20 protein-coding genes are annotated in these 20,354 nt (G+C 66.2%); 3 read left to right on the top strand and 17 right to left on the bottom strand.

The features are described from left to right. Positions 1-6 precede the first annotated feature (6 nt). From ACSQ2H_RS22235 to ACSQ2H_RS22220, 4 genes are all read right to left on the bottom strand, one after another. Complete coding sequence (locus ACSQ2H_RS22235) at positions 7-270, bottom strand: VirB3 family type IV secretion system protein (protein WP_436063625.1); 264 nt, start codon at positions 268-270, stop codon at positions 7-9. A 2-nt stretch (positions 271-272) separates the two neighbouring features. After that, positions 273-605, bottom strand: coding sequence for a TrbC/VirB2 family protein (locus ACSQ2H_RS22230; RefSeq protein WP_436063624.1), 333 nt, complete (start codon positions 603-605; stop codon positions 273-275). A gap of 109 nt (positions 606-714) precedes the next feature. Next, a complete protein-coding gene (locus ACSQ2H_RS22225) occupies positions 715-915 on the bottom strand; it encodes a LuxR C-terminal-related transcriptional regulator (protein WP_436063623.1) in 201 nt (66 codons plus the stop codon). A 463-nt stretch (positions 916-1,378) separates the two neighbouring features. Beyond that, entirely contained in the window at positions 1,379-1,807 is a 429-nt protein-coding gene (locus ACSQ2H_RS22220; protein ID WP_436063622.1) for a GreA/GreB family elongation factor, read from the bottom strand. Between the two features lie 718 nt (positions 1,808-2,525). Here ACSQ2H_RS22220 and ACSQ2H_RS22215 point away from each other — a divergent pair. Continuing rightward, entirely contained in the window at positions 2,526-3,023 is a 498-nt protein-coding gene (locus tag ACSQ2H_RS22215) for a cold-shock protein (protein ID WP_436063621.1), read from the top strand. Positions 3,024-3,251: 228 nt separating this feature from the next. On the opposite strand, the gene ACSQ2H_RS22210 is transcribed toward ACSQ2H_RS22215, so the two are convergent. The 8 genes from ACSQ2H_RS22210 to ACSQ2H_RS22175 all read right to left on the bottom strand — a co-directional run bounded on the left by ACSQ2H_RS22210 (position 3,252) and on the right by ACSQ2H_RS22175 (position 10,556). Next, entirely contained in the window at positions 3,252-3,851 is a 600-nt protein-coding gene (locus tag ACSQ2H_RS22210) for a type II toxin-antitoxin system VapC family toxin (RefSeq protein WP_436063620.1), read from the bottom strand. Position 3,852: 1 nt separating this feature from the next. Further along, positions 3,853-4,161 (bottom strand): hypothetical protein, encoded by a 309-nt coding sequence (locus ACSQ2H_RS22205; protein WP_436063619.1) that lies wholly within the window; start codon positions 4,159-4,161, stop codon positions 3,853-3,855. 391 nt (positions 4,162-4,552) lie between these two features. Next, a complete protein-coding gene (gene mnhG / locus ACSQ2H_RS22200) occupies positions 4,553-4,921 on the bottom strand; it encodes a monovalent cation/H(+) antiporter subunit G (RefSeq protein ID WP_436063618.1) in 369 nt (122 codons plus the stop codon). Further along, the gene (locus ACSQ2H_RS22195; protein ID WP_436063617.1) at positions 4,918-5,199 is read right to left on the bottom strand and encodes a K+/H+ antiporter subunit F; all 282 of its coding nucleotides are present in this window, start codon (positions 5,197-5,199) and stop codon (positions 4,918-4,920) included. The genes mnhG and ACSQ2H_RS22195 overlap by 4 nt, the downstream gene beginning before the upstream one ends. Next, a complete protein-coding gene (locus ACSQ2H_RS22190) occupies positions 5,196-5,657 on the bottom strand; it encodes a Na+/H+ antiporter subunit E (RefSeq protein ID WP_436063616.1) in 462 nt (153 codons plus the stop codon). Before ACSQ2H_RS22190 ends, ACSQ2H_RS22195 begins: the two co-directional genes overlap by 4 nt. 23 nt (positions 5,658-5,680) lie before the next feature. Continuing rightward, positions 5,681-7,246: a monovalent cation/H+ antiporter subunit D gene (locus tag ACSQ2H_RS22185; protein ID WP_436063615.1), complete on the bottom strand. Its 1,566-nt coding sequence runs from the start codon at positions 7,244-7,246 to the stop codon at positions 5,681-5,683. Further along, positions 7,243-7,584 carry a Na+/H+ antiporter subunit C gene (locus ACSQ2H_RS22180; RefSeq protein ID WP_436063614.1) on the bottom strand — a complete coding sequence of 114 codons (342 nt, stop codon included), beginning with the start codon at positions 7,582-7,584 and terminating at the stop codon, positions 7,243-7,245. The genes ACSQ2H_RS22185 and ACSQ2H_RS22180 overlap by 4 nt, the downstream gene beginning before the upstream one ends. Continuing rightward, entirely contained in the window at positions 7,584-10,556 is a 2,973-nt protein-coding gene (locus tag ACSQ2H_RS22175; protein WP_436063613.1) for a monovalent cation/H+ antiporter subunit A, read from the bottom strand. Before ACSQ2H_RS22175 ends, ACSQ2H_RS22180 begins: the two co-directional genes overlap by 1 nt. Positions 10,557-10,709: 153 nt before the next feature. Between ACSQ2H_RS22175 and ACSQ2H_RS22170 the strand changes: the two genes are divergently transcribed. Beyond that, positions 10,710-11,609, top strand: a complete 900-nt coding sequence (locus ACSQ2H_RS22170) for a universal stress protein (protein ID WP_436063612.1) — start codon at positions 10,710-10,712, stop codon at positions 11,607-11,609. A 207-nt stretch (positions 11,610-11,816) separates the two neighbouring features. Here the strand turns inward: ACSQ2H_RS22170 and ACSQ2H_RS22165 are convergent, their stop codons facing one another. The 3 genes from ACSQ2H_RS22165 to ACSQ2H_RS22155 form a co-directional block, all read right to left on the bottom strand. Then, entirely contained in the window at positions 11,817-12,488 is a 672-nt protein-coding gene (locus ACSQ2H_RS22165) for a DUF4142 domain-containing protein (RefSeq protein ID WP_436063611.1), read from the bottom strand. A gap of 230 nt (positions 12,489-12,718) precedes the next feature. After that, the gene (locus tag ACSQ2H_RS22160; protein ID WP_436063610.1) at positions 12,719-13,219 is read right to left on the bottom strand and encodes an RES family NAD+ phosphorylase; all 501 of its coding nucleotides are present in this window, start codon (positions 13,217-13,219) and stop codon (positions 12,719-12,721) included. A 7-nt stretch (positions 13,220-13,226) separates the two neighbouring features. Further along, complete coding sequence (locus ACSQ2H_RS22155) at positions 13,227-13,577, bottom strand: MbcA/ParS/Xre antitoxin family protein (protein ID WP_436063609.1); 351 nt, start codon at positions 13,575-13,577, stop codon at positions 13,227-13,229. Positions 13,578-14,576: 999 nt separating this feature from the next. Between ACSQ2H_RS22155 and ACSQ2H_RS22150 the strand changes: the two genes are divergently transcribed. Continuing rightward, complete coding sequence (locus ACSQ2H_RS22150) at positions 14,577-18,764, top strand: DUF4347 domain-containing protein (protein WP_436063608.1); 4,188 nt, start codon at positions 14,577-14,579, stop codon at positions 18,762-18,764. A gap of 475 nt (positions 18,765-19,239) precedes the next feature. Here the strand turns inward: ACSQ2H_RS22150 and ACSQ2H_RS22145 are convergent, their stop codons facing one another. Further along, positions 19,240-19,518 carry a hypothetical protein gene (locus ACSQ2H_RS22145; RefSeq protein ID WP_436063607.1) on the bottom strand — a complete coding sequence of 93 codons (279 nt, stop codon included), beginning with the start codon at positions 19,516-19,518 and terminating at the stop codon, positions 19,240-19,242. Further along, the coding region (locus ACSQ2H_RS22140; protein WP_436063606.1) for an ATP-dependent DNA ligase at positions 19,515-20,354 on the bottom strand (840 nt) is incomplete at its 5' end. The genes ACSQ2H_RS22145 and ACSQ2H_RS22140, both read right to left, overlap by 4 nt.

Below are 20,354 nucleotides of genomic sequence, written 5' to 3'. Positions count from 1 at the left end.
CGCGCCTCAGCCCTCGAGATAGGCGCGCTGGCGCAGGTGCCGCGCCAGCACCTCCAGCGCGTAGGGATCGGTTCGTGTCGCCCAGAGCGCCAGGCCGTGCAGCACCAGGCCCGTCGGCAGGCCGAGCCAAGGGACTTGCAGGCCCAGCGACATCACCGCCGTCAGCGCCCCGATGAGGATCGCGGCCGTGCGCGGTACGCCGGCGATGGTGATCGGCTCGGAGAGCGCGCCGGGCAGCGCGATCTCAAAGCCGGGGACGTCGCGGCCCACGGCTAGAAGCCCGCCCCGCCGGTGAAGCCGAAGAAGCTCACCGCGAAGGAGGAGGCGGTGAACGCAATGGCGAGGCCAAACACGATGCCGAGCCCCCGACGCACCCAGGACCCGCCTTCGGCAAAGGCGACGCCTAGCCCGGTGACGGCGATGGCGATGATGCCGATCGCCTTGGCCACCGGTCCGGTGATGGAGTCCGCCAGGTTCTGCAGCGGCGTCTCCCAGGGCATGGCCGCGCCGCCGCCTGCCGCCTCCGCGCCGCTGGCCACCGACAGGGCCAGTCCGAGGGCGAGGGCTCCGCAGGTCAGGCGACGCGTCAGGTCCCGTTTGTTCATAGTTGTCCCCCGCTTCTTTTACACCCCTAGGATGCTGCCGGAGGACCCCGGCCTGAAGCAATTCGGAGGAAAAACTGGAGCAGAAATACGGGTGCGCCGATCGCTGCCTTCAGATCTCGCCGCGTCGGACCGCTTCGGCCACGCCCTGTGCGCGGTTGCGCGCCCCCAGCCGGCGGCCGGCGTCGCCAATGTACTGATCGACGGTCCGGAAGGAGATATTGAACTCGGCCCCGATCTGGATCGAGGTCTTGCCCTTGGCGACCAGGCGCAGGCAATCGCGCTGCCGCCGGGTGAGGATCGGTTTCGTCACTCCATCACTCCTACATCGCCGGGACGTCGCGTCCCCGGCGGCGAAGGTGCTCGTCCAAGGCGGACCTTGGCGATTTCCCCTCAGCGCGTGCGGCGCAAGTATTGACGGCCCGCCCGCCGCACAGGATTCTCCCACTCGGCCCCGTGCGGCGCACCCCACAAACTCCCGCGCTGCACGGCGGTCACCGCGGCGCCACCCCTGCGCGTGATGAACGTATTTTCAAACTTATAGTCGTGGTTGGCAACGCGTCAGAAATACTGAGGTATTTGTACGCGTACCGAGCATTAGCCCGCCGGGCTGATCCCCCGCGCGCGATCCCGCCGCCATGAGGGCGATCAGGATGACGCAAACGACGAGGACGATGGCGAAGGTCACCACCCTGCCGACCGTGCGCCATGACCTTCTGTAGTCCTCCGACATCGTCGCTTGTGGCGCTGTGGGGATCACGGACGCGCCGCGTTCATCAAATCGAACGTCCGGCCGATGTCGCCGGTTCGGACCTCGGCGCTTCGACCCGTAGAACTCTGACAGCCCGAATGCGGCCGTCGTCTTCGGTCCATCGGAATACAGCGCCCTCAGGCAGACCGAGCAGGGCCGCGCCAAGCGTCTCGGAGACGGGGACCTCGCTCTCCGAAGGCGTCGCGGAAGGTTGGAGCACGACCGTCACCGTGCGCTCGCGCTTGGTGCGCAGGTCTCTGAAGGTCACCTCCGTACCCAACCCGACGAACGGCTCCAGAGCGCCGGCGGCCGGCGACAGGCGGGAAATCTCCTGGCGCAGCAAAGGGGTCGCGGCCCCGCCGGCCTCGGAGACAAGCAGATGGTTCAGCTTCTCCTGGTCAGAACCGGTGGCGTAGATGATCGGCGGGGAAAAGGCGGCTTCCAGGGGGCGCAAGTCAGAACTCCTTTGGAGACAGGGGCGACGCCGTTTGCGTCGTGGGTGAGAGGTGGCCATCCCCTTGCGACACAGGCGGAGCCGAGCCGCATCAGCCAGGCAGAGGCGTGGGGTCTCCGCTTTCGCGAACGCGACACATGAGGCTTCGACCGACCAAAGTCGGCGACGCACCGTGCCGAGGCACAGTAGTGTCAGATTTTTACTTGGAAATTTCGGCGCCCGAGATCGACCGGCCAGTCATGTGGCCCCGCTCGGGCGCTAATGCTCTTTGACTTTACAGAGCTCGCCTTGCCGCTGTGGGCAGATCGACTTCACGTTACGCATGACGCTTCGACAATCGCCTAGCGCGCAAACAAAGTCAAATTTGACAACTTTCCGCACCTTGCGCATCGGGCGGACTTTGACGGCCGTCGCTGGAGCCTCGCGAGCCGCTGGCCCGGCCGCCTCGTCGACGTGAGAAATTTCGCGCAGAGGCGGAACAGCGAGCCGCCCTAGGCGTCGCGTTGGCTCTGCGGGAGACGACGATCCACGCCTGGGCCTTCACGACCGGGCGACGCACATGGTGGCGGATTGGCCGAGCATTCGAAAATCGGGGGCCGCGTCCCCGGCTCCAGCCCGGGGTTCGAGCGTTGAGTCCCGAGCGCCGCGCTGGCAAATCCGATGACCGGATTGCGCCCAGCAGCGGCCAGATAGCGGCAGTGATCCGAGGGAGTTTTGCATGGTGCAGGGCGTCGTCAAATTTTTCAACGCAAACAAGGGCTTCGGCTTCATCAGCCCGATCGATGGCGGCGAGGACATCTTCGTTCATGTCACGGCCCTGCATGACAGCGGCATCGACAACCTCAACGAGGGCGACGAGGTGGCCTACGAGCCCACTCGCGATCGCCGCAGCGGCAAGTCGACGGCGACGAACCTGCAACTGCTGGGCGCCGCCCCGGCGTCGCCGCGTAGCGCTCGCGGTCCAAGCAGCCCCGCCGACCGCGGCGGCGTGCGCACATCGCTTGGAACCGCCACCGGGGTCGTCAAATGGTTCAACGCCTCCAAAGGCTTCGGCTTCATCCAGCCCGATGTCGGGGGCGCCGACGTCTTCGTTCACATCTCCGCCGTCGAACGCGCAGGCCTCGCCACGCTGAGCGACGGCCAGACCGTTAGTTTTGAGGTCGAAAAGGATCAACGCAGCGGCAAGCTGACCGCCACCAACCTGCGGGCGGACTGATCCATGGCGCGGCCGGCGCCCCCGTCTCGTCCGAACTCTCGAAAGGGTCCTGGGACGAGCGAAGGACGGCTGACCGCTCAAAGCTGATGGAGGCTAAGGCTGGCTCCGAACCAGTCATCGAAACCGTGCGCCGCCGCCCAGCTAACATTTGACGTGTCCCGAAAGTCGCGACGTTTGCCACCACCGAAGCGTTGGCCAGGCGTTAAAGAGCCGAGCCCCGTCAGGCGTTCATCGCGCGCCGGTCCACGCTGAATCTTGAGACTTGGCCTTGCGATAGAAGAGTGCGCGGCCAGCGGGAATGAGCTGCAAGAGCAGATCGAACTCCGCGACATTGGCGCTGAGCAGGGTAAAGCCGAGCTTTTGGGCCTGAAGGAATAACACACAATCGTGCAGGGCCTTTTGACGGGCGTCACGGTTATAGCCCTGCAGCCGGGCGAGTATGCCCGCAAGTAACGCGGCCCGCCCCAGGACCTCGCTGTCGGGCACAAACACGCGGTGCTCTGGCATCGCTTCGATCTGCGCGCGCGCTTGCGCAATCACAGCCGGGGTCCTCCGATCATGAGGATCAAGGACACCGACCGTGTGCGTCAGCTCTTGAATGGCGATGGTCGAGTGATTGACTTGCCGGACCGCGACGAGTTGTTCGACAAGTGAAGGCGCGCGTCCTTGCATTTGATCGATATACACACAGGTATCGAGCAGGAGCGGCTGTCCGGTTAGATCATATTCGCTCGCGAATGGCAGGGTCTCATCTGGACGACGCGCCAATGTCCGACCGGGATCAAAGCGCGCCCAACGCATCGCGCTGGCGATGTCGAACCCCGCCATCTTAGAATGAAAGGTCGAGGTCCGGGTCGACAGTGCCGCGTGCGGACTTGAAAGCTTCCGCAAACTTGTCTTCCAACGCGATGTTGGCGAGGGCGAATTCGATCAGATCGGTATCGGTCGTGATGCCGGTTCGCGCCTTGGCCCTTGCGACCAGGGCCTGGCTTACACGACCACCGATGCGGCCGCTCTTCTCAAGCAGCCCGGAACGCTGGGCTGCCGAAATGACTGCCTCGACCCGTGCATCGTTGACAGTGGAGGACCGGCCCGCGCCGGCCTTGCGTTTCAATGCCCACTCGCTGGTCGTCGACACGCCTTGCGGGGCTTCGCGGCCTCGGGGTTATGGGCCGCCACATTCTTGGCCATGTGGAATGTCCAACAAAATCGAATTTCGTTCAACGTAGTTGGTCGGCCATGCTGAATCAAGATGGGGTTCGGCCGCCGCGCCGTTGAGGCCCTGGCCGGTGCGCGTTGATTGTTGGAGAAGCATCTCGCCTACGTCATACGACGCTGCTCGGCCCGAAGGTGCCCCCCGAGCAGAGCTCAAGATGGGACCGGCGCCTACTTCCTGATGCCTCCTTGTGGCGCACAGGCGCGAGCCCGCCATCCACACGATGGGCGGGCCGCCCACTCGGCGGCCTGTCGTCTCGATATTCGGGCCACTCGCAAGCTGTGAGAGGCCACTCTTAATTTGGGGCGACGGATCAGGGAGGGCCGCCGGCTGCCGGGGGGTCCAGGGGCGGGACGTGCTTATCGCCGCTCTGTCGGTCTCGATAGAGCGCGGCCCGGACCACGAGCATCAAGCTGATCGGTGTCGTCAGGGTGAGGAACACCGCGATGAGAACTTCATGCATCATCGGCCGGCCGTGCAAGACCGAGAAAAACAGGATCGAGCTGGCCAGGATCAGGAACATGCCCAGCGTCGTGGCCAGCGTCGGCGCATGTACGCGCTGATAGAAATTCGCCAGCCGCGCCAGCCCGAGCGCGCCGGTGAATACGAGCAGGGCGCCTGAAAGCATCAGCGCCGACACAGCGATCGCGGTCCACATCGGCAGGTCGTCTGCAGCGCTCACTCAATCACCTCGCCGCGCATCAGAAACTTGCCGAGCGCCACCGTGCTGGCGAAGCCCAGCAGCGCCATGATCAGGCTGGCTTCAAAATAGTGGGTGCTGTCCGTGCGCACGCCCAGAGTGATCAGAAGCAGCATGCCCGCGACATAGAAGGCGTCCAGGCCGATCACCCGGTCCTGCGCCCGCGGCCCCCGGATCATGCGGAACAGGCAAAGCGCCATGGCCAAGACCAACATCGCCTGGGCGATGGTGATCGAGACGATCAGGATGAAGGCGCTCATTCGAAGATCTCCCTCAAGGGCCGTTCATAACGCTCGGCGATCGTGCGGATCCACGTGGTTTCATCGACCAGGTCGAAGACGTGGATCAGCAGCACCCGTTCCTTGGGTTCGTAACTCATCCAGATGGTGCCGGGCGTGGAGGTGATGATGCAGGCGAGGATGGCCAGGCCGTATTCGTTGGTCAGTTCCAGGGGCACCCGCACGAAGCCGGAGGTCAGCTGACGATCGCGCCTGGCCAGGATGATGGTCAGAACGGCGATGTTTGAGCGGATGATGTCGCGCGCGACCCGTCCCGCCAGCAGGACCAGCAGATGCGGCCGGCGAACCCGAACCGGCGGCAAGTCCAGGCGGCCGACCAGCGCCGAAAGAACGGCCCCGAAAACGGCGCCCAGCAGCAGGTGGCCGGGGGCCAGACTCTGGTTGAGCAGCAGCCAGATCGTCATGAGGGCCGCGGCCATGACCGGGTGGGGCAGCCAGCGCCTCATCGGCTGAGCACCGCATTGACGTAGTTGGACGAGGTGTGAAGCTGCGCGGCCGTGCGTTGCGCATATCCGAGCGGTCCTTGCGCCAGCACTGTCATGGCCAGCAAGAGCGCGAGGAGTCCGGCCACTGGAACGATCTCGACCACACGGAGGGTCGGGGGGGCGCTGTTGTCGTCGACCCACCAGATCTGCATGCCCGCCCGCATCAGCGCGATGAGCGCGAGCAGGCTCGAGCTGATCAGCAGCGTTATCAACAATATGCTCGGCCAGGTTTGCACCTCGCCCGTCAGGGGAGACAGCATGGCCGCCTTGGCCAGGAAACCCGGCAGCGGCGGGATGCCGGCGACGGTCAGCGTTACGCCGAGAAAGGCGGCGCTCAAAATGCCGACCGGTGCGGCGATCACTACAGCCCGCTCGTCCTCTTCGGTATAGGCTCCCTCGTCTGCCGGATCATAGGCTTCGAGCCGCGGCGGTTCTGCGAACGCATCGCCCCGTTCGCCGGAGATGAGGCCGGTGAACAGGAAAAGGGCGGCGGCGCCGATGGTCGACACCACCAGATAGAACAGCGCGCCGGCGGTGACGGCGGGATTTTCGAATGCGGACGCCGCCAGCAGGGTGCCGGCCGAGACGACGAGATTGTAGCCGCCGAGGCGCCCGAGGTCGCGCACCGCGAGCATGCCCGCCAGGCCCGTGAGGATGGTGAGGGCCCCGGCCGCCAGCAGCCACGTCGCTCCGAAGCCTTGGAAGCCCCCGGCCCCCGCGCCGAACAGCAGCAGCCCCAGGCGCAGGATCGCGTACACGCCGACCTTGGTCATGATCGCGAACATCGCCGCCACGGGCGCGGCGGCGGCGTCATAGGCGCCGGGCAGCCAGAAGCCCATTGGCCAGGCTGCGGCCTTGACCAGAAAGGCTACCCCCAGGACCGCCGCGCCGGCATGCAGCAAGCCGCGGGTGTCTGGCGGCGCAGAGGCGACGCGCTCTGCGAGCATCGCCATGTTGAGCGTGCCGGTGACACCGAAGATGAGGCTGACCCCGATCAGGAACAGCAGCGAGGCGACCAGGTTGACGACGATGTAGTGGAGTCCGGCCTTGACCCGCTCAGGCCCTGAACCGTGCAGCAGCAGGCCATAGGACGCGGCCAGAAGCACCTCGAAGAAGACGAAGAGATTGAAGAGGTCGCCGGTCAGGAAGGCCCCGTTCAGGCCCATGAGCAGGAACTGGGACAGCGGGTGGAAGAAGGGCCCGAGGCTGGACCACCGGCCCGCGGCGAACACGCTCGTGGCGAGACCGAGCCCTGCGGCCAGCAGCAGCATCAGCGCTGAGAGGCGATCGGAGACAAGCACGATCGCAACCCAGGCCGGCCAGTTTCCGAGACGATAGGCCACGCCGGCCCCGCCGCCGGTGTCCGCCGCTACGGCGAGTGCGGCGGCGGTGACCAGGAGCAGGCCGCAGGAGGCGATTGCAATGGCGCTCTCCCAGCGACGATGCCGGGCGGGAAGCAGGAGCATCGCCGCCGCGGCGGCGAGGGGGATCAGAATGGGGGCGACAATGAGGTGCGGGTTCATGCCCCGGGCTCCTCGCCGTCGACGTGGTCGGCTCCGGTCAGCCCGCGCGAGACCAGCACCACGACCAGCAGCAGGGCCGTGGTCGCAAAACTGATTACGATGGCCGTCAGCACCAGCGCCTGGGGCAAGGGATCGGCATAGAGCGCGGGGTCGGGCCGGGCCCCTGTCAAGATCGGCTCAGCGCCGATCCGCAGGCCCCCGGTCGAGAAGATGAAGAGGTTCACCGCGTAGGAAAGCAGGGTCAGCCCGATGATGACCTGGAAGGTCCGGGGGCGAAGAATGAGCCAGACGCCCGCAGCCGTGAGGACGCCGATAGCCGCGGCGAGGACGAGTTCCATTAGTTTGACCTCGCCGTGAGGTCGGAGGGCGTCGGCCGCGTTCTGCGGGGTCGGCGCTGAGACTGATGGGCGAGCGTGATCAGGATGAGCGTCGTTGCACCGACCACCAGCATGAAGACGCCCAGGTCGAACAGCATCGCCGAGGCGAGGGGTGCGCGGCCGAGCAGGGGTATCTCGAGGTAGCGGAATTCGGAGGTGAGGAACGGATAGCCGAGAAGCATCGCCGCAGCGCCGGTGAGGAAGGCGAGCACCAGCCCCGCGCCCATCCAGCGCACAGGCGCGACGCGGAAGCGCGCCTCCACCCAGCGAACCCCGCCGGCCATGTAGAGCAAGATCAGCGCCACCGAACCGGTCAGGCCCGCTGAGAAGCCCCCGCCAGGCAGATCGTGCCCGCGCAGGAAAAGGTGGAGCGCCAGGAGGACGACAACGGGGAACATCAGTCGCACGATGAGGCCAGGCACTCGCAGATACTCGGTGAGCGTCTCACCTTCGTCGCGGCCTTCGCGGTCTGCGTCGAGGGCTGCCTGGGTGGCTTGTTGCACCGGCGCGCCCATGCTCTCAGAGCTCGGCCGGAACCGGCGCAGCAAAGCGAAGACCGACAGCGCCACAATCGCCAGGACTGTGATTTCCCCCAGGGTGTCGAAGGCGCGGAAGTCGACGAGGATGACGTTCACCACGTTGCGGCCGCCGCCGCCGCTATAGGCGTTGTGCAGGAAGTATTCGGAGATCGAGTCCGCGACCGGATGCATCATCACCCCATAGGCCAGCACCGACATGCCGATCCCGGCGGTCACCGCGATCACCACGTCACGCATTCGGCGCGTTCGATCGGCGGAGCGCATGGCGTTCGCCATACGCAGCCGTTGCGGGAGCCAGCGCAGTCCGAGCAGCAACAGGATCGCGGTCACCACCTCGACCAGGAGTTGGGTGGTCGCCAGATCCGGCGCCGACAGCCACACGAAGCTGATGCACGACGCAAGGCCCGCGCCGCCGGCCAGGACCAGGGCGGCCAGGCGATGAAATTTTGCAAAGGCCGCCGCGGCGATCGCGCAAGCGCCGCCGATCGTCCAAAGCATTGCAAAGGGCGGGTCGAGGGTGGCCAGACTTAAGCGCGGCAGGTTGATCGGATCGACCCAGGCGCTGAGCCCGGCGGCGACAAGCGCGGTGACGACGATCAGCAAGAGTTGAGGTTGGAGCTTCCCGGCGGGAAAACGCATTTTGATCTGGTCGGGGAGCCGCTCGGTGATCAGTCGCATGCTCGCTTCGAATATGCGAGCGGCGCTGAGCGCGCCCAGGACCGGGGGCCTGGTCCAGCGGCGCAGTTGCGCGTGCAGCAGACCATAGGCCGCCAGGCCGATCGTCATCGCGATCGCGCTCATCACGAGCGCCGGCGTCAGCCCATGCCATAGAGCCAGCGTGAACTGAGGAGCGAGATCGCCAAGCACAGATTCGGCCGCCAGATTCAGCAGGGGCTGGATCGTCACGGCAGGCAGCACGCCGACAGCCACGCAGGTCAACGCCAGGAAGGCGATCGGCGCGAGCATCCAGCGCGGCGGCTCATGGGGCGGTTTGGGATAGCTCTCGGGCGGCGCCCCAAAGAACGTCCTGGCGACCAGGCGCAGGGAGTAGACGACCGCAAAGGCGCTGGCGGCCACGACCGCGAGGGTGGGGAGGATGTCAAACCCGCTTCCGGTCCGCGCCGCGAGCGTTTCCTCGAAGAACATCTCCTTGGAGAGAAAGCCGTTGAGCAGCGGCACGCCGGCCATGGCCGCGGCCGAGACGCAGGCGAGCCCGCAGGTGAGCGGCATGTAGCGCGCCAGCCCGCCCAGCTTCTGGAGGTCGCGCGTCCCAACCTCGTGATCGACGGCGCCTGCCGCCATGAACAGCGAGGCCTTGAAGACGGCGTGATTGACGATGTGGAAGATTGCAGCGACGCAGGCGAGGGGGCTGCCGAGCCCCAGGAGAAAGGTGATGAGCCCCAGGTGGCTGATGGTCGAGTAGGCCAGGACCGCCTTCATGTCGCGCTGGAACATCGCCAGATAGGCTCCCAGCGTCAGCGTAACCAGGCCAGCGGTTCCGACGAGCCAGAACCAAAGAGCGGTGTCGGACAACACCGGCCAGAAGCGCACCAGCAGAAACACGCCTGCCTTCACCATAGTGGCTGAATGCAGATAGGCCGAGACCGGGGTTGGTGCGGCCATGGCGTTCGGCAGCCAGAAATGAAACGGGAACTGAGCGCTCTTGGTGAAGGCGCCGACCAGGATCAGCAGGAGTGCGGGTCCGTAGGCCTGGCTTGCGCGGATCTGCGGGCCGGCGGCCAGGATCGCGTCGAGTTCGTAAGACCCGGCGACGGCGCCGAGCAGCAGCAGGCCGACCAGCAGGCACAGGCCGCCGGTGGAGGTGACCACCAACGCCATGCGCGCGCCGTCCCGAGCCGCCGCGCCATGGTGCCAGTAACCGATCAACAGGAAGGACAGGATGCTGGTCATTTCCCAGAAGATGACCAGCTGGATCACATTGGCTGAAAGCACGACCCCGACCATCGCACCTGCGAACGCCAGCAGCAGGGAGAAGAACCGCGGCACTGGGTCGGCTGGCGACATGTAGTATCGCGCATAGATGCTCACGAGCATGCCGATGCCGCTGATCAGCAGCAGGAACAGCCAGGCGAGGCCGTCGGCTCGGAGCCCGAAGGTCAGGCCAAGCGACGGAGCCCAAGGCAGCGTAAGGGTGACGATCTCGCCGGCCGCAAGCGCTGGGTAGAGTGCGATGGCGCAAGCCAGCGTCAGGCCGCTCGCCGCCGTCGCCAGCCAGGCGGCGGCGTTGCGGGCATGGGGTCGAAGGCTGGCTGCTGCTGCGCTCCCGATGAAGGGTGCGGCGAGCACAATGACAAGCAGCAGCTGAGCCCCGGTCATGGGTTGCTGTGATCCTCCAGATGCAAGGGCGCGGGCGGCCGCGCCGCGAGCGCCCATCCTCACCATATGTCGCGCCGCTTCAAGGCTTGGTCCGGGAAAGTCGCCCGCCGCGGCGGCGCGGCGCGGGCCCCCGAGTTTGTTTTATGCTCAGCAGCCCCCAGATGAATGGGGTCCGCGCACTGCGGCCAAAAGCATGTGGAGGTGAGACCTGTGGCCGATTGGCCCCGTATGCCGCCCCAGCGGATTCTGCTGGCGAGCGATCTGAGCAGCCGAGGCGATCGCGCGCTCGACCGCGCTGCGCAGCTAGCGCAGCAGTGGGGCGCCGAACTCCTGATCTTGCACGCCATCGAAGGCGAGGGTCTGGCGTCGCCCGAGCACCAGGGACTGCCGTCATGGCGCCGGCCTCCCAACACCCTCGCGCTGGTCGAACAACAGATCCGCGAAGACGTGCACTGGGAACGCCCGCTGAAGGTTCTGGTCGAGGAGGGGCCCGCGGCTCGGGCGATCGTGGCCGCCGCAGAACGGGAACGGTGCGACCTGGTGGTGGTGGGCCTTGGTCGTTCGCGGTCTTTCGCATGGCCGCCCCTCGGCAAGACCATTGATGAACTCTTCCGCCGTTGTCCGACCTCGCTGCTGGTGGTCAAGAAGCGGCCGCGCGCGCCCTACGCCCACCTCCTGGTCGGCGTCGACTTCACGCCCGAGGCGAAGGCGGGCCTGGAAGCGGCAGGCCAGCTGTTCCCCGACGCCAGCGTCACGGCGATGAACGCCTTTGATATGCCCTATAAGACGCTGCTGCCGGACAGCCAGCTCGGTCGCGACTTCGGCGAAATGGAACGCGCCACCCTAGACGCGTTCACGCAAGAAGCGCGCTTGCCCCAGGCTTTTCGCGGACGGCTGCGGACCCTTATCGAACACGGCCCGCCAGAAGTGATGCTCAGCGCCTATGTCATGGAGCAGGGAGCCGATCTCACCGTGGTCGGGGCCTACGAGCGGGGCCGGATCTTCCACGCCCTGGTCGGTGGGAACGGCCCGCGCATCGTCGAGGCGACGCCCTCCGACGTCCTGGTCGTGCGCACTCAGCGTGACGCGGCAACTGACAGCCCCGTGTAAGTCCAGCCGGCGGCTTAGGTCACCTTTGGGCCCTCAGGCGTGCGCTTCCTCACCCCGTCTCGGCTGAGCTCGAGGCGACTGGGGTTTCAGAGCGAAGGCGAGGCGCAGGAGGCTCAGCAACGGCATGGTGATGCGTCCGACAAGGGTACTCAAGTGGTCCAGCCACGCCGGCCAGCCCGACTATCGGCGTGACCAGGAAGGGGAGGGCTAGTGCTTGACCGCGTCGGCCGCCTTGCCGACCGCATTCGGCTGCGCCCGGGCGCCCTGGCCGGCCTCGTCGTCGGCCGTCGTCGACCGGTCGAGCTTGGTCACCATCTGGGCGTGCTGCTCCAGCTTCGGCGCAGTCGCGGCGGCGAAGGCCTTCACATCGGGGTTGTCGCCTGCCTGGGCATAGCCGTTGAACGCCAGCAGCGCTTCATGGTGAGCCATCGTCTGCTGGTCGAGATAGCGATCGTCGAAATCATTGGCCGAGGCGCCGGTCAGGTTGTCCAGCATGCCTTTGCGGCGTTCGTCGAGCGTAGTGGGCAGCGGGCCGGGCGCCTTCCCGGCGGCGACCAGGGCTTTCAGCTGCTCGTCGGCGGCCGTGTGGTCGGCGATGATCTTCTTGGCTGCTGCCTGGACGTCAGGGCTCTTCGACTTGGTGGGGGCGAGCTTCGAAGACTGGATTTCGTACATCCCGCCGATCGCCGCGTCGCGGACAAAGGACTCGGTATCGACGGCGCCCACGGCGGCGGTCGCCACCCCGGTCGCAGCGCCGGCGACGTCCTGAGCGACATTCACGGGCTCATTGGTCTGCCCGGCCGAACGTTTCTCGTCACCAGCCGGCTGGCAGGCGGCCACGAGTACCGAGACGGCGGCGAGGGGAAGAAGCTGTTTCACTGGGCGCGCTCCGAGGTTTTCGGAAAATCAGCAAACGGTCCCGAGCGCCGCCCGTTCCTAATCACACATAGAAACAATCGCAAAAAGACCAATTTTAACAATTGTTAAAGCGAGAATCCTCAAGCCTTCGAAGGCCTGTCAAGACCGCTGCGAACTGACCATGTCGAGCACCGCGACCCACGACGCGGTCGCATCTGGCGATCCAGATTTGTCCGCGGCGCGGCGACCGACTAAATCGCGGACAGGCGGTCCTCGTCGTCGATCAGGCTCAGCCGAGAGGGAGGGCCGGAGCCCCACCGCCATAACACGAGATTGAGATCGTGGGCCCCGGCGCCCGACGCGAAGCTTCTCACCAGGAGGCCGCTATACCCCCTCGCGCTCAGCTCCCTGCTAAAGATTTGGGTTCGGGATTCACCTGTCGCCCTCATCTGATCGCGCCATGTGTGATCGGCCAGCGCGGCCTGATCCAAGCCCTCGGCCGAAAGCGCCGGGACATCACGCGTATCGAACACGTTTTGGATGTCGGCGTCGTAGGATACGAGTGTCGTGGGCTGGAGACTGCCCACTTGGTTGGCTTCTCGCAGGGCGGTCATCACACTTAGCGACGTATAGAGCGCGGGCGTCCCCCTGCTGTTGAAGCGGCCGCCGTGGAGCGCGGCCCCGCGACCCGACAAAGGCTCCCGTGCGTAAATTGGATTGAGCGCGCGATAGATAGGACCGGTGTGGCGCATCGCCTAATCAGGCGTGGACGCCGGCGTCGACCGCGTCGATGTAGTCGAGGACTTCATCGGCTCGACCGTTGCGAACCAACTGCATCGCGGTCTGGCCTGAGAACCCCGGGAGCGGCTCCGAACGGTACCAGGCGTAGGCGATCAGATCTGACCCAAACCGGGGCTCGACCTTGTTCAAAACCTCAGCCATTTCCCGAAGCCTGCGCTGCGTCTTGGGAGACTGGAATCTATCCCTACGCTGCACCGCGTCCTTGCCGAGCCCAGCCGTACGGGCGACTTCCTCGATGGTCGTACGAAGCGCGTCGGCGATCTTGCGCGGCGCGAAGAAGCCGCCATCCGCGTATTTCACCAAGCTCATGAGCACATTCCCATCATTGGCGATCCGATTGACGCAACATGGCGTCAAATTTCCTGGCATTCAAGTCACCAACCTCTTCGGCGGCCACCAACGCATGAAGCGCTACGCGCGGACCTCGCCTGATCTGGTGCTCGCCGATTTCCGATAAGATAGATTAGACGATCCAGCTGCTGGGCTGGCTTGCGGTTAGCAGCGCGCCCATAAAGGAAGCCCTAGTTTAGGATTTCCTCAGTTTGCTAAGTCAGACTTTGCAAATCCACACGATTCCAAACTTGTCGGAAGCGCATCCCGAGCGGCCGCGCCTAGGCAACACCCCAGCGGCGGAAGGGAACGGCTCGGGCGGATCTTTAAGTCGGGCGAGCGAAGACTACACCGATTGATTATCCTTGGGGACAGTTCCTGCGCTACTTGAGCTTGATGGTCATACCGGACGCCCCGACCTTCAGATCCGCGCCTGCGGAGGTCCCGGTCGCCTTGATCAGAACGCCGTTGCTGTTCTTCATCTGGATCCCGCCCACGCCCCCGCCCACCGTCACGCCGGCGCCCACGGAGGCAAACGTGCCCTCGATGTCGGACCTGGCGGAGGCTATAGACGTCGCCGCGAGCGTCGAACTTCTTGACGCCGACCGCACCGACCGTGAGACCGCTCACCTTGAGCGGGATGTCTTTGCCCCGGTAGTGCAGGGTTCCACCGCCCCAGTTGTTGCCGCGAAGGCATGACGCATGGCCATCCGATGGACTACTCAAAGCGACAGCGGATTAACCCCGCTGCCTAGACTGGGCGGGCCGGGGTGAGAATGCACGCGAGCGACCAGCGTCAGAGGAGGCAGGAAGGTCAGACGAGACGAGCCGAAAGCGGGCTCGTTTGAAGGTCAGCTAGAAGGAACGTCGCGATCGGCCGTCTGCCCGCCTGTGGTAAGGCTATCTTAATCGCGACGTAAAACCTTGCCGAGGCTGGGGCGCCACCAGCCGTTGTGTTTTGGGTCGGTCGAGGGACGCGTGCTGAGTTTGGAAGTAGCGGCCGGGAACCGGTCTGAAGTCGTGTTCGTCGATACCCGCGTCGAGGGTTATGAGACCATCGTCGCCGGAGTGGCCCCGGGCGCCGAGGTGGTGCTGATCGACGCCAGCGGCGACGGCGTCGCGCAGATGGCGCAGGCGCTTGCGGGCCGGACGGACATCGCGGCGATCCACATCGTCGGACACGGCCAGGCCGGCGTCATCATGCTGGGCTCGGCCACGCTTGGGGTGGGCGACATCGACGCCTATGCCGGCGAATTGCGCGCCATCGGCGGCGCGCTGGCGCCGGACGGGGATATCCAGCTGTGGGGATGCGAAGTCGGCGCAGGCCCTGAGGGCGCAGCCTTCATTCAGGCCCTGGCCGCCGCCACCGGCGCCGACATCGCCGCCTCGGACGACCTCACCGGCGCGGGCGGCGACTGGGTGCTGGAGACGCAGACGGGCGTGATCGAGACGTCCGTCGCGATCACTGCGGCGGGACAACACGCCTTCGCCGGCACGCTGGCCATCGGCAGCGAGAACTTCGACTCATTGGGACTGATCACGACGTCTGGCACGACGCTGACCGCAGGCAATTGGCAGTTCACCAGCAGCGGCGACACGGATCACGCCGTGGTGTCCTCAGACGAATTCGCTGTTTGGCTCAACAATGACGAGGGTGGCGCGAGCGACCGCGCGGTGGTCCTCAACTACAGCGGCCAATCCATCACGACCTACGCGATGAAGTCGGCCGACGGGACCAACTTTGCATTGCAGTCTTTCAAGATCGGACAGAGCGCCGGTGCGACCCAGACGCTGACGATCGCAGCCTTTTCCAATGGCGTTCAGGTCGTCGCGCCGGAGACGGTCAACCTGGCGGCGTCCGACTCCACTGGGGGCGTCAACTACGCGCTTGGCGGGAACGATGGAAGCGGGGCCTACGGCACGCTTACGTTCAGCAGCGCCTATGCGAACATCGATGAAATCCGCTTCGTGTTCGGCGGCCTTTCGGATCTGCATATCGACGATATCGCCGTCGCGCCGGCCGTCGTAGACGTTACAGCGCCCGTCTTCGTCTCTGCGGCGGTCAACGGCGCCACGCTGGTGATGACCTACAACGAGGCGAACACGCTGGACGCCGTCAATGCGCCGGCCGCCGGCCGTTTCGCGGTTACGGCCGACGGTGCTTCAGTCGCCGTCAACTCCGTCGCCGTGAACGCGTCCGCCAAGACGGTCACGCTGACGCTGCAGAGCGCGGTGACCGCGGGCCAGGCGGTGACGGTGGCCTACACCGATCCGACCGGCGGCGACGACGCCAGCGCCATTCAGGACGCCGTCGGCAACGACGCCGCCTCGCTCCCCGCTACGAGCGTGACCAACAACACCTTGGACCCGCCGCCCTCGGTCAGCGGAACCATCGCCGTACCGGCCAATGGCAGCTATGCGGCCGGACAGACGCTGAGCTTCACGGTCACCTTCAACGAGAACGTCACGGTCGTCGGGACCGACAGCGTGCTGGGCCTGACCATCGGCAGCACCGCGCGTGAGGCGGTGTTCGCCTCCAGCACGGCCAACTCGGTCACCTACGCCTACACGGTGCAGGCGGGAGAGACCGACGCCAACGGCGTCGCGGTCGGCGGAATTACACTGGGCGCGACGACCATCCGCGACAGCGCCGGCAACGACGCCAACCTGACCCTGGCCGGCCACGTGCCGTCCACGGCCGGCATCCTGGTCGACACGACCGCCCCGGCCGTCGCCAGCGTCAGCGTGCCCGCGAACGCCACCTACGTTGCCGGCCAGCATCTCGATTTCACCGTCAACTTCGACGAGAACGTGACCGTCACTGGTAACGACAGCGCCCTGGCCCTGACGGTGGGGTCGGCCTCCCGCAGCGCCACCTTCCTTTCAAGCGGCGGCAATACGATCACCTACCGCTATGTGGCCCAGGCGGGGGATATCGACGCCAACGGCATCACCGTGGGCGGCCTGTCGCTCGGGGCCTCAACCATTCGCGACGGCGCCGGCAACAACGCCGTCCTGACGCTGAACAGCGTCGGCTCGACCTCGGGCGTGCTCGTCGACGCCACCGTGCCGAGCGTCGCCGGCGCGGTCTCGGTTCCGGCCAACGCCACCTACATCGCGGGCCAGACGCTGAGCTTCACCGTCGCCTTCGACGAGAATGTCATCGTCACCGGGACAGGCAGCACCCTCGGCCTGACCCTCGGGGCCACGTCGCGCACCGCGACGTATGCCTCTAAGACGGCCAACTCGATCACCTACACCTACACGGTGCAGGCGGGCGACAACGACGTCGACGGAATTGCGGTCAACGGCGTCTCGCTGAACGGCGGGACGATCCGCGACGGCGCCGGCAACAACGCCAACCTCTCTCTCTCCGGCCACCTCCCGGCAACGGCCGGCGTGCTGGTGGACACCGCCGCGCCGGCTTTCGTAAGCGCCAGCGTCAACGGCGCCACGCTCGTCATAACCTATTCCGACGCCAGCTTGCTGGATGCGGCGCATGCGCCTGCGGCAGGCGCCTTCAGCGTCATGGTGGGCGGCGCTCCGGTTTCCGTGACAGCGGTCGCCGTCAATGGCGCGGCGCATACCGTCACCCTCACGCTGGCCACGCCCGTCGCGGCCGGGGCGGCGGTCACCGTCGCCTATGCCGATCCCACTGGCGGCGACGACGCCCACGCGATCCAGGACATCGGCGGCAACGATGCGGCGAGCCTCGCCGCCGCCAGCGTCACGAACAACACGCCCACGCCCACGCCGACGCCCGATCCCACGCCGACATCCCCGCCCGTCACGACGACGGTGGACGGCGTACAGGTGCAGACGCAGACCAGTACGGCGCCGGACGGTTCGGTGAACCAGGTCGTGACCATTCCGGTGGTCCAGGCCGGACGTGTGGAGCAGGTCGGGAACAACGCGGTCGCCGACATCCCGCTGGTGAAGGACAGCGCCGGCCAGGCCCTGCTCGCGCTGCAGGTCCCGGTCGGTTACGGCTTGCAGGCCAGCGGCCCGGCCCAGCCGAAGCCGGCCGGGGATGCGCTGACCGACCTGATCCGCGAGATCAGAGCGCACACCAGCATCAGCTCGCAGGATCAGGGGCGACTGGGCGGCGCCGGGACGGACTTTGTGAACGGCCTCGACACAAGCACACCCCTGCTGGTGCAGACCATCGTCACGTCGGGGGCCGACACGGCCCCGGGGGCTCGACCGCTGACGATCAGCGGCCAGCCACAGGCGGTTGGCCAACCGCAGACCGCGCTGGTCATCGACGGGCGCTCCAATCCGGGCGTCCACATCGAACTGCAGAACGTCGAATTCGCCGCGATCATCGGCAACGCGACCGTGACGGGCGGTGCGGGCTCGCAGCATGTCTGGGGGGATGGCGCGAGCCAAACCATCTTCCTGGGGGCTGACGACGACGTCCTGCATGGCGGCGGCGGAAACGACACGGTCGGCTCGGCCGGCGGCGCCGACGAAGTCTATGGCGACGACGGCGACGACGTCGTGTTCGGCGGCGAGGGCGCCGACTTCGTGCACGGCAACGCCGGCAACGACACCGCCCGGGGCGATGCGGGCGACGACCGCGTCTACGGCGGCAAGGGCGACGACCAGGTGTTCGGCGGGGCCGACAACGACCAGCTGTTCGGCGACCTGGGCCAAGACACCCTGCAGGGCAACACCGGCCACGACACGCTCGACGGCGGCGGCGGCGACGACCTGATGTTCGGTGGTCAGCACAACGACCTGCTGCTCGGCGGCGAGGGCGACGATCGTCTCAACGGCGATCTTGGGAACGACACCCTGCAGGGCAATACCGGCAGCGATACCCTGGAGGGCGGCGCCGGAGCCGACCTCCTCTACGGGGGTCAGGACAATGACGTTCTGCATGGCGGCGACGGCGCCGACACCCTGATCGGCGATCGCGGCGACGACACGCTGACGGGCGGCGCCGGCGCCGACCTTTATGTGACAGGCAGCGGCAGGGGCGAGGACCGGGTCCTCGACTTCAACTTCGCCGAGGGCGATCGCGTCGGCCTGCTGGCCGGGACCACCTACAGCACAGCGCAGGTCGGCGGGGACACGGTGATCACCCTGACCGGCGGCGGGCAAATGACCCTGGTCAATGTCCAGCTATCCGGCCTGGGCGACGGCTGGATCACGACGATGTAACGCCCCGGGGCGCCTCCGGGGAAGGAAGCCCTTGCTCCAACCGATCTTGTGAGCCGGAAACGGTCGTTCACCGCTTCGGCGTTGAGCCCACAGGGAACGCTGCGGGCCAGGACAAAATCTTTGACCGTGAAAAGACAGAATCTCTGATCGCGCGGGACAGAAACTGATTGGGCTCCCTGCCGGCTGTTGCAATTCAGGGCGAAATCCCCGGCTCAGCGGGACATCAATTCTGACCCTTTACAGTACGCGAACGCTGCCCCGCCCGACACGGCAATGGACCATATAGAGCGTATCGAGCAGTTCATTTCAGGGCCTGCGCTGGGACCAGTACGCGGCCTCGAATGGATCATCTCGGTCAACTGACGGAGATGTTTCCGGAACGCGCACCGAGCGGTCTTCAAGGGCGATACCGGCCGTCCCTCGTTGTAGGCGGGTTTCAAGTGCGTCCAAGGCGCAAAGGTGCAGGCGAAGGCCTCTACCGCAACCCCGACTGCGTGATCCGATCGGCGCGGTCGTCGACGAACGTCACTGTCATGCTGGAGCCGTCGGGATTCAGCCAGCGATAGCTCGTCAGGTCATAGCCGCTCGACGCGCCGGTTGTAGATTCGAGTTCTCCATGGGCCTCGGTGATCATGTCGACCTGAGCCTTGGTCATCCCAATCTCGATCCGTTTGAACTCGTCGAAGGTGACGGCCTGCGGCGGTGAGCACGATGCCAGCAGCAAAGCCCCGATCAGATACGCAGCACGCCTCATATGTCCGCCCCCCATACGGCTGAATGACGCCAGACATAGCAAATAGGCCGCCGCGCTGCCAGGAGCGGGCCCCGAAGCTTGCCGCCGTCGGCCCATTCGGGCCGCCCCAATGGACGTTCCGCAGGGTGCCGGCCGCAAAGAGCTAGGCTTCCGTCGCTAGGGGCCCGGAGGCGCTTCAGCATGCCCATGTCGGGGCTGAAGCCGGTCTTGATGCTGCCAGCGTAGGTCAGCCTGCTGAAGTCGTAGACACCCACCAGCAGCCCCTTGAACGCTCGGCCCGGCTCCTGCTTCCAGCCGCCGATGACGACCTCTTGCGACGGCCCGCACTTGGCCTTGACCCAGGTGTCAGAACGGCCGGCGCCATAGGGGGCGTCAAGCCGCTTCGAAACGCTCCCCTCCAGCCCCACTTGCACGCCGACGCCAGGATCGCGGGCCCGCCCGTGGGCAGGCTGCTGACCTCGCGCAGCCGCGTGCTTTCCGAGACGCCCAGCACCTCCTCGAGCACATATCGTCGGGTGCTGAGCGGATAGGACCGTATGTCCTCGCCCCGGCCCCAGATGATGTCGGAGGAAGACGAGGAGCGACTTCGTCCGGCCGGGCGAGATCGAGGTGCGTTGCTTGGTGAAGCTCGGCCGCCCCTGCCCGTCCAGGGCGCATAGTTCGCCGTCGAGGATGCAGTCGGGCAACTCGCCGAGGTGAGCCGCCAGCTCCGGAAATTTGGCGGTCCAGTCGTGGCTGTTGCGGGTGAAGATCGTCGGCGTCCCGCCGTGCACGTGCAGCTGGACGCGGTAGCCGTCGAACTTGATCTCGTGCGACCACTTCTCGCCGGCCGGCCC

Origin of the sequence: Phenylobacterium sp. LjRoot97 (assembly GCF_964254345.1) — a bacterium.
GTDB lineage: Bacteria > Pseudomonadota > Alphaproteobacteria > Caulobacterales > Caulobacteraceae > Phenylobacterium.
Note: the sequence above shows the minus strand (reverse complement) of the source record. Positions and strands in the feature narration are given on the sequence as shown.

What these genes read in the sequence shown, in the direction of transcription:
- ACSQ2H_RS22230 (WP_436063624.1), bottom strand. Translation starts at nt 605, where the DNA reads ATGAACAAACGGGACCTGACGCGTCGCCTGACCTGCGGAGCCCTCGCC.
- ACSQ2H_RS22215 (WP_436063621.1), top strand. Translation starts at nt 2,526, where the DNA reads ATGGTGCAGGGCGTCGTCAAATTTTTCAACGCAAACAAGGGCTTCGGC.
- ACSQ2H_RS22210 (WP_436063620.1), bottom strand. Translation starts at nt 3,851, where the DNA reads ATGGCGGGGTTCGACATCGCCAGCGCGATGCGTTGGGCGCGCTTTGAT.
- ACSQ2H_RS22195 (WP_436063617.1), bottom strand. Translation starts at nt 5,199, where the DNA reads ATGAGCGCCTTCATCCTGATCGTCTCGATCACCATCGCCCAGGCGATG.
- ACSQ2H_RS22190 (WP_436063616.1), bottom strand. Translation starts at nt 5,657, where the DNA reads ATGGCCGCGGCCCTCATGACGATCTGGCTGCTGCTCAACCAGAGTCTG.
- ACSQ2H_RS22185 (WP_436063615.1), bottom strand. Translation starts at nt 7,246, where the DNA reads ATGAACCCGCACCTCATTGTCGCCCCCATTCTGATCCCCCTCGCCGCC.
- ACSQ2H_RS22180 (WP_436063614.1), bottom strand. Translation starts at nt 7,584, where the DNA reads ATGGAACTCGTCCTCGCCGCGGCTATCGGCGTCCTCACGGCTGCGGGC.
- ACSQ2H_RS22175 (WP_436063613.1), bottom strand. Translation starts at nt 10,556, where the DNA reads ATGGGCGCTCGCGGCGCGGCCGCCCGCGCCCTTGCATCTGGAGGATCA.
- ACSQ2H_RS22160 (WP_436063610.1), bottom strand. Translation starts at nt 13,219, where the DNA reads ATGCGCCACACCGGTCCTATCTATCGCGCGCTCAATCCAATTTACGCA.
- ACSQ2H_RS22155 (WP_436063609.1), bottom strand. Translation starts at nt 13,577, where the DNA reads ATGAGCTTGGTGAAATACGCGGATGGCGGCTTCTTCGCGCCGCGCAAG.
- ACSQ2H_RS22145 (WP_436063607.1), bottom strand. Translation starts at nt 19,518, where the DNA reads ATGAGGCGTGCTGCGTATCTGATCGGGGCTTTGCTGCTGGCATCGTGC.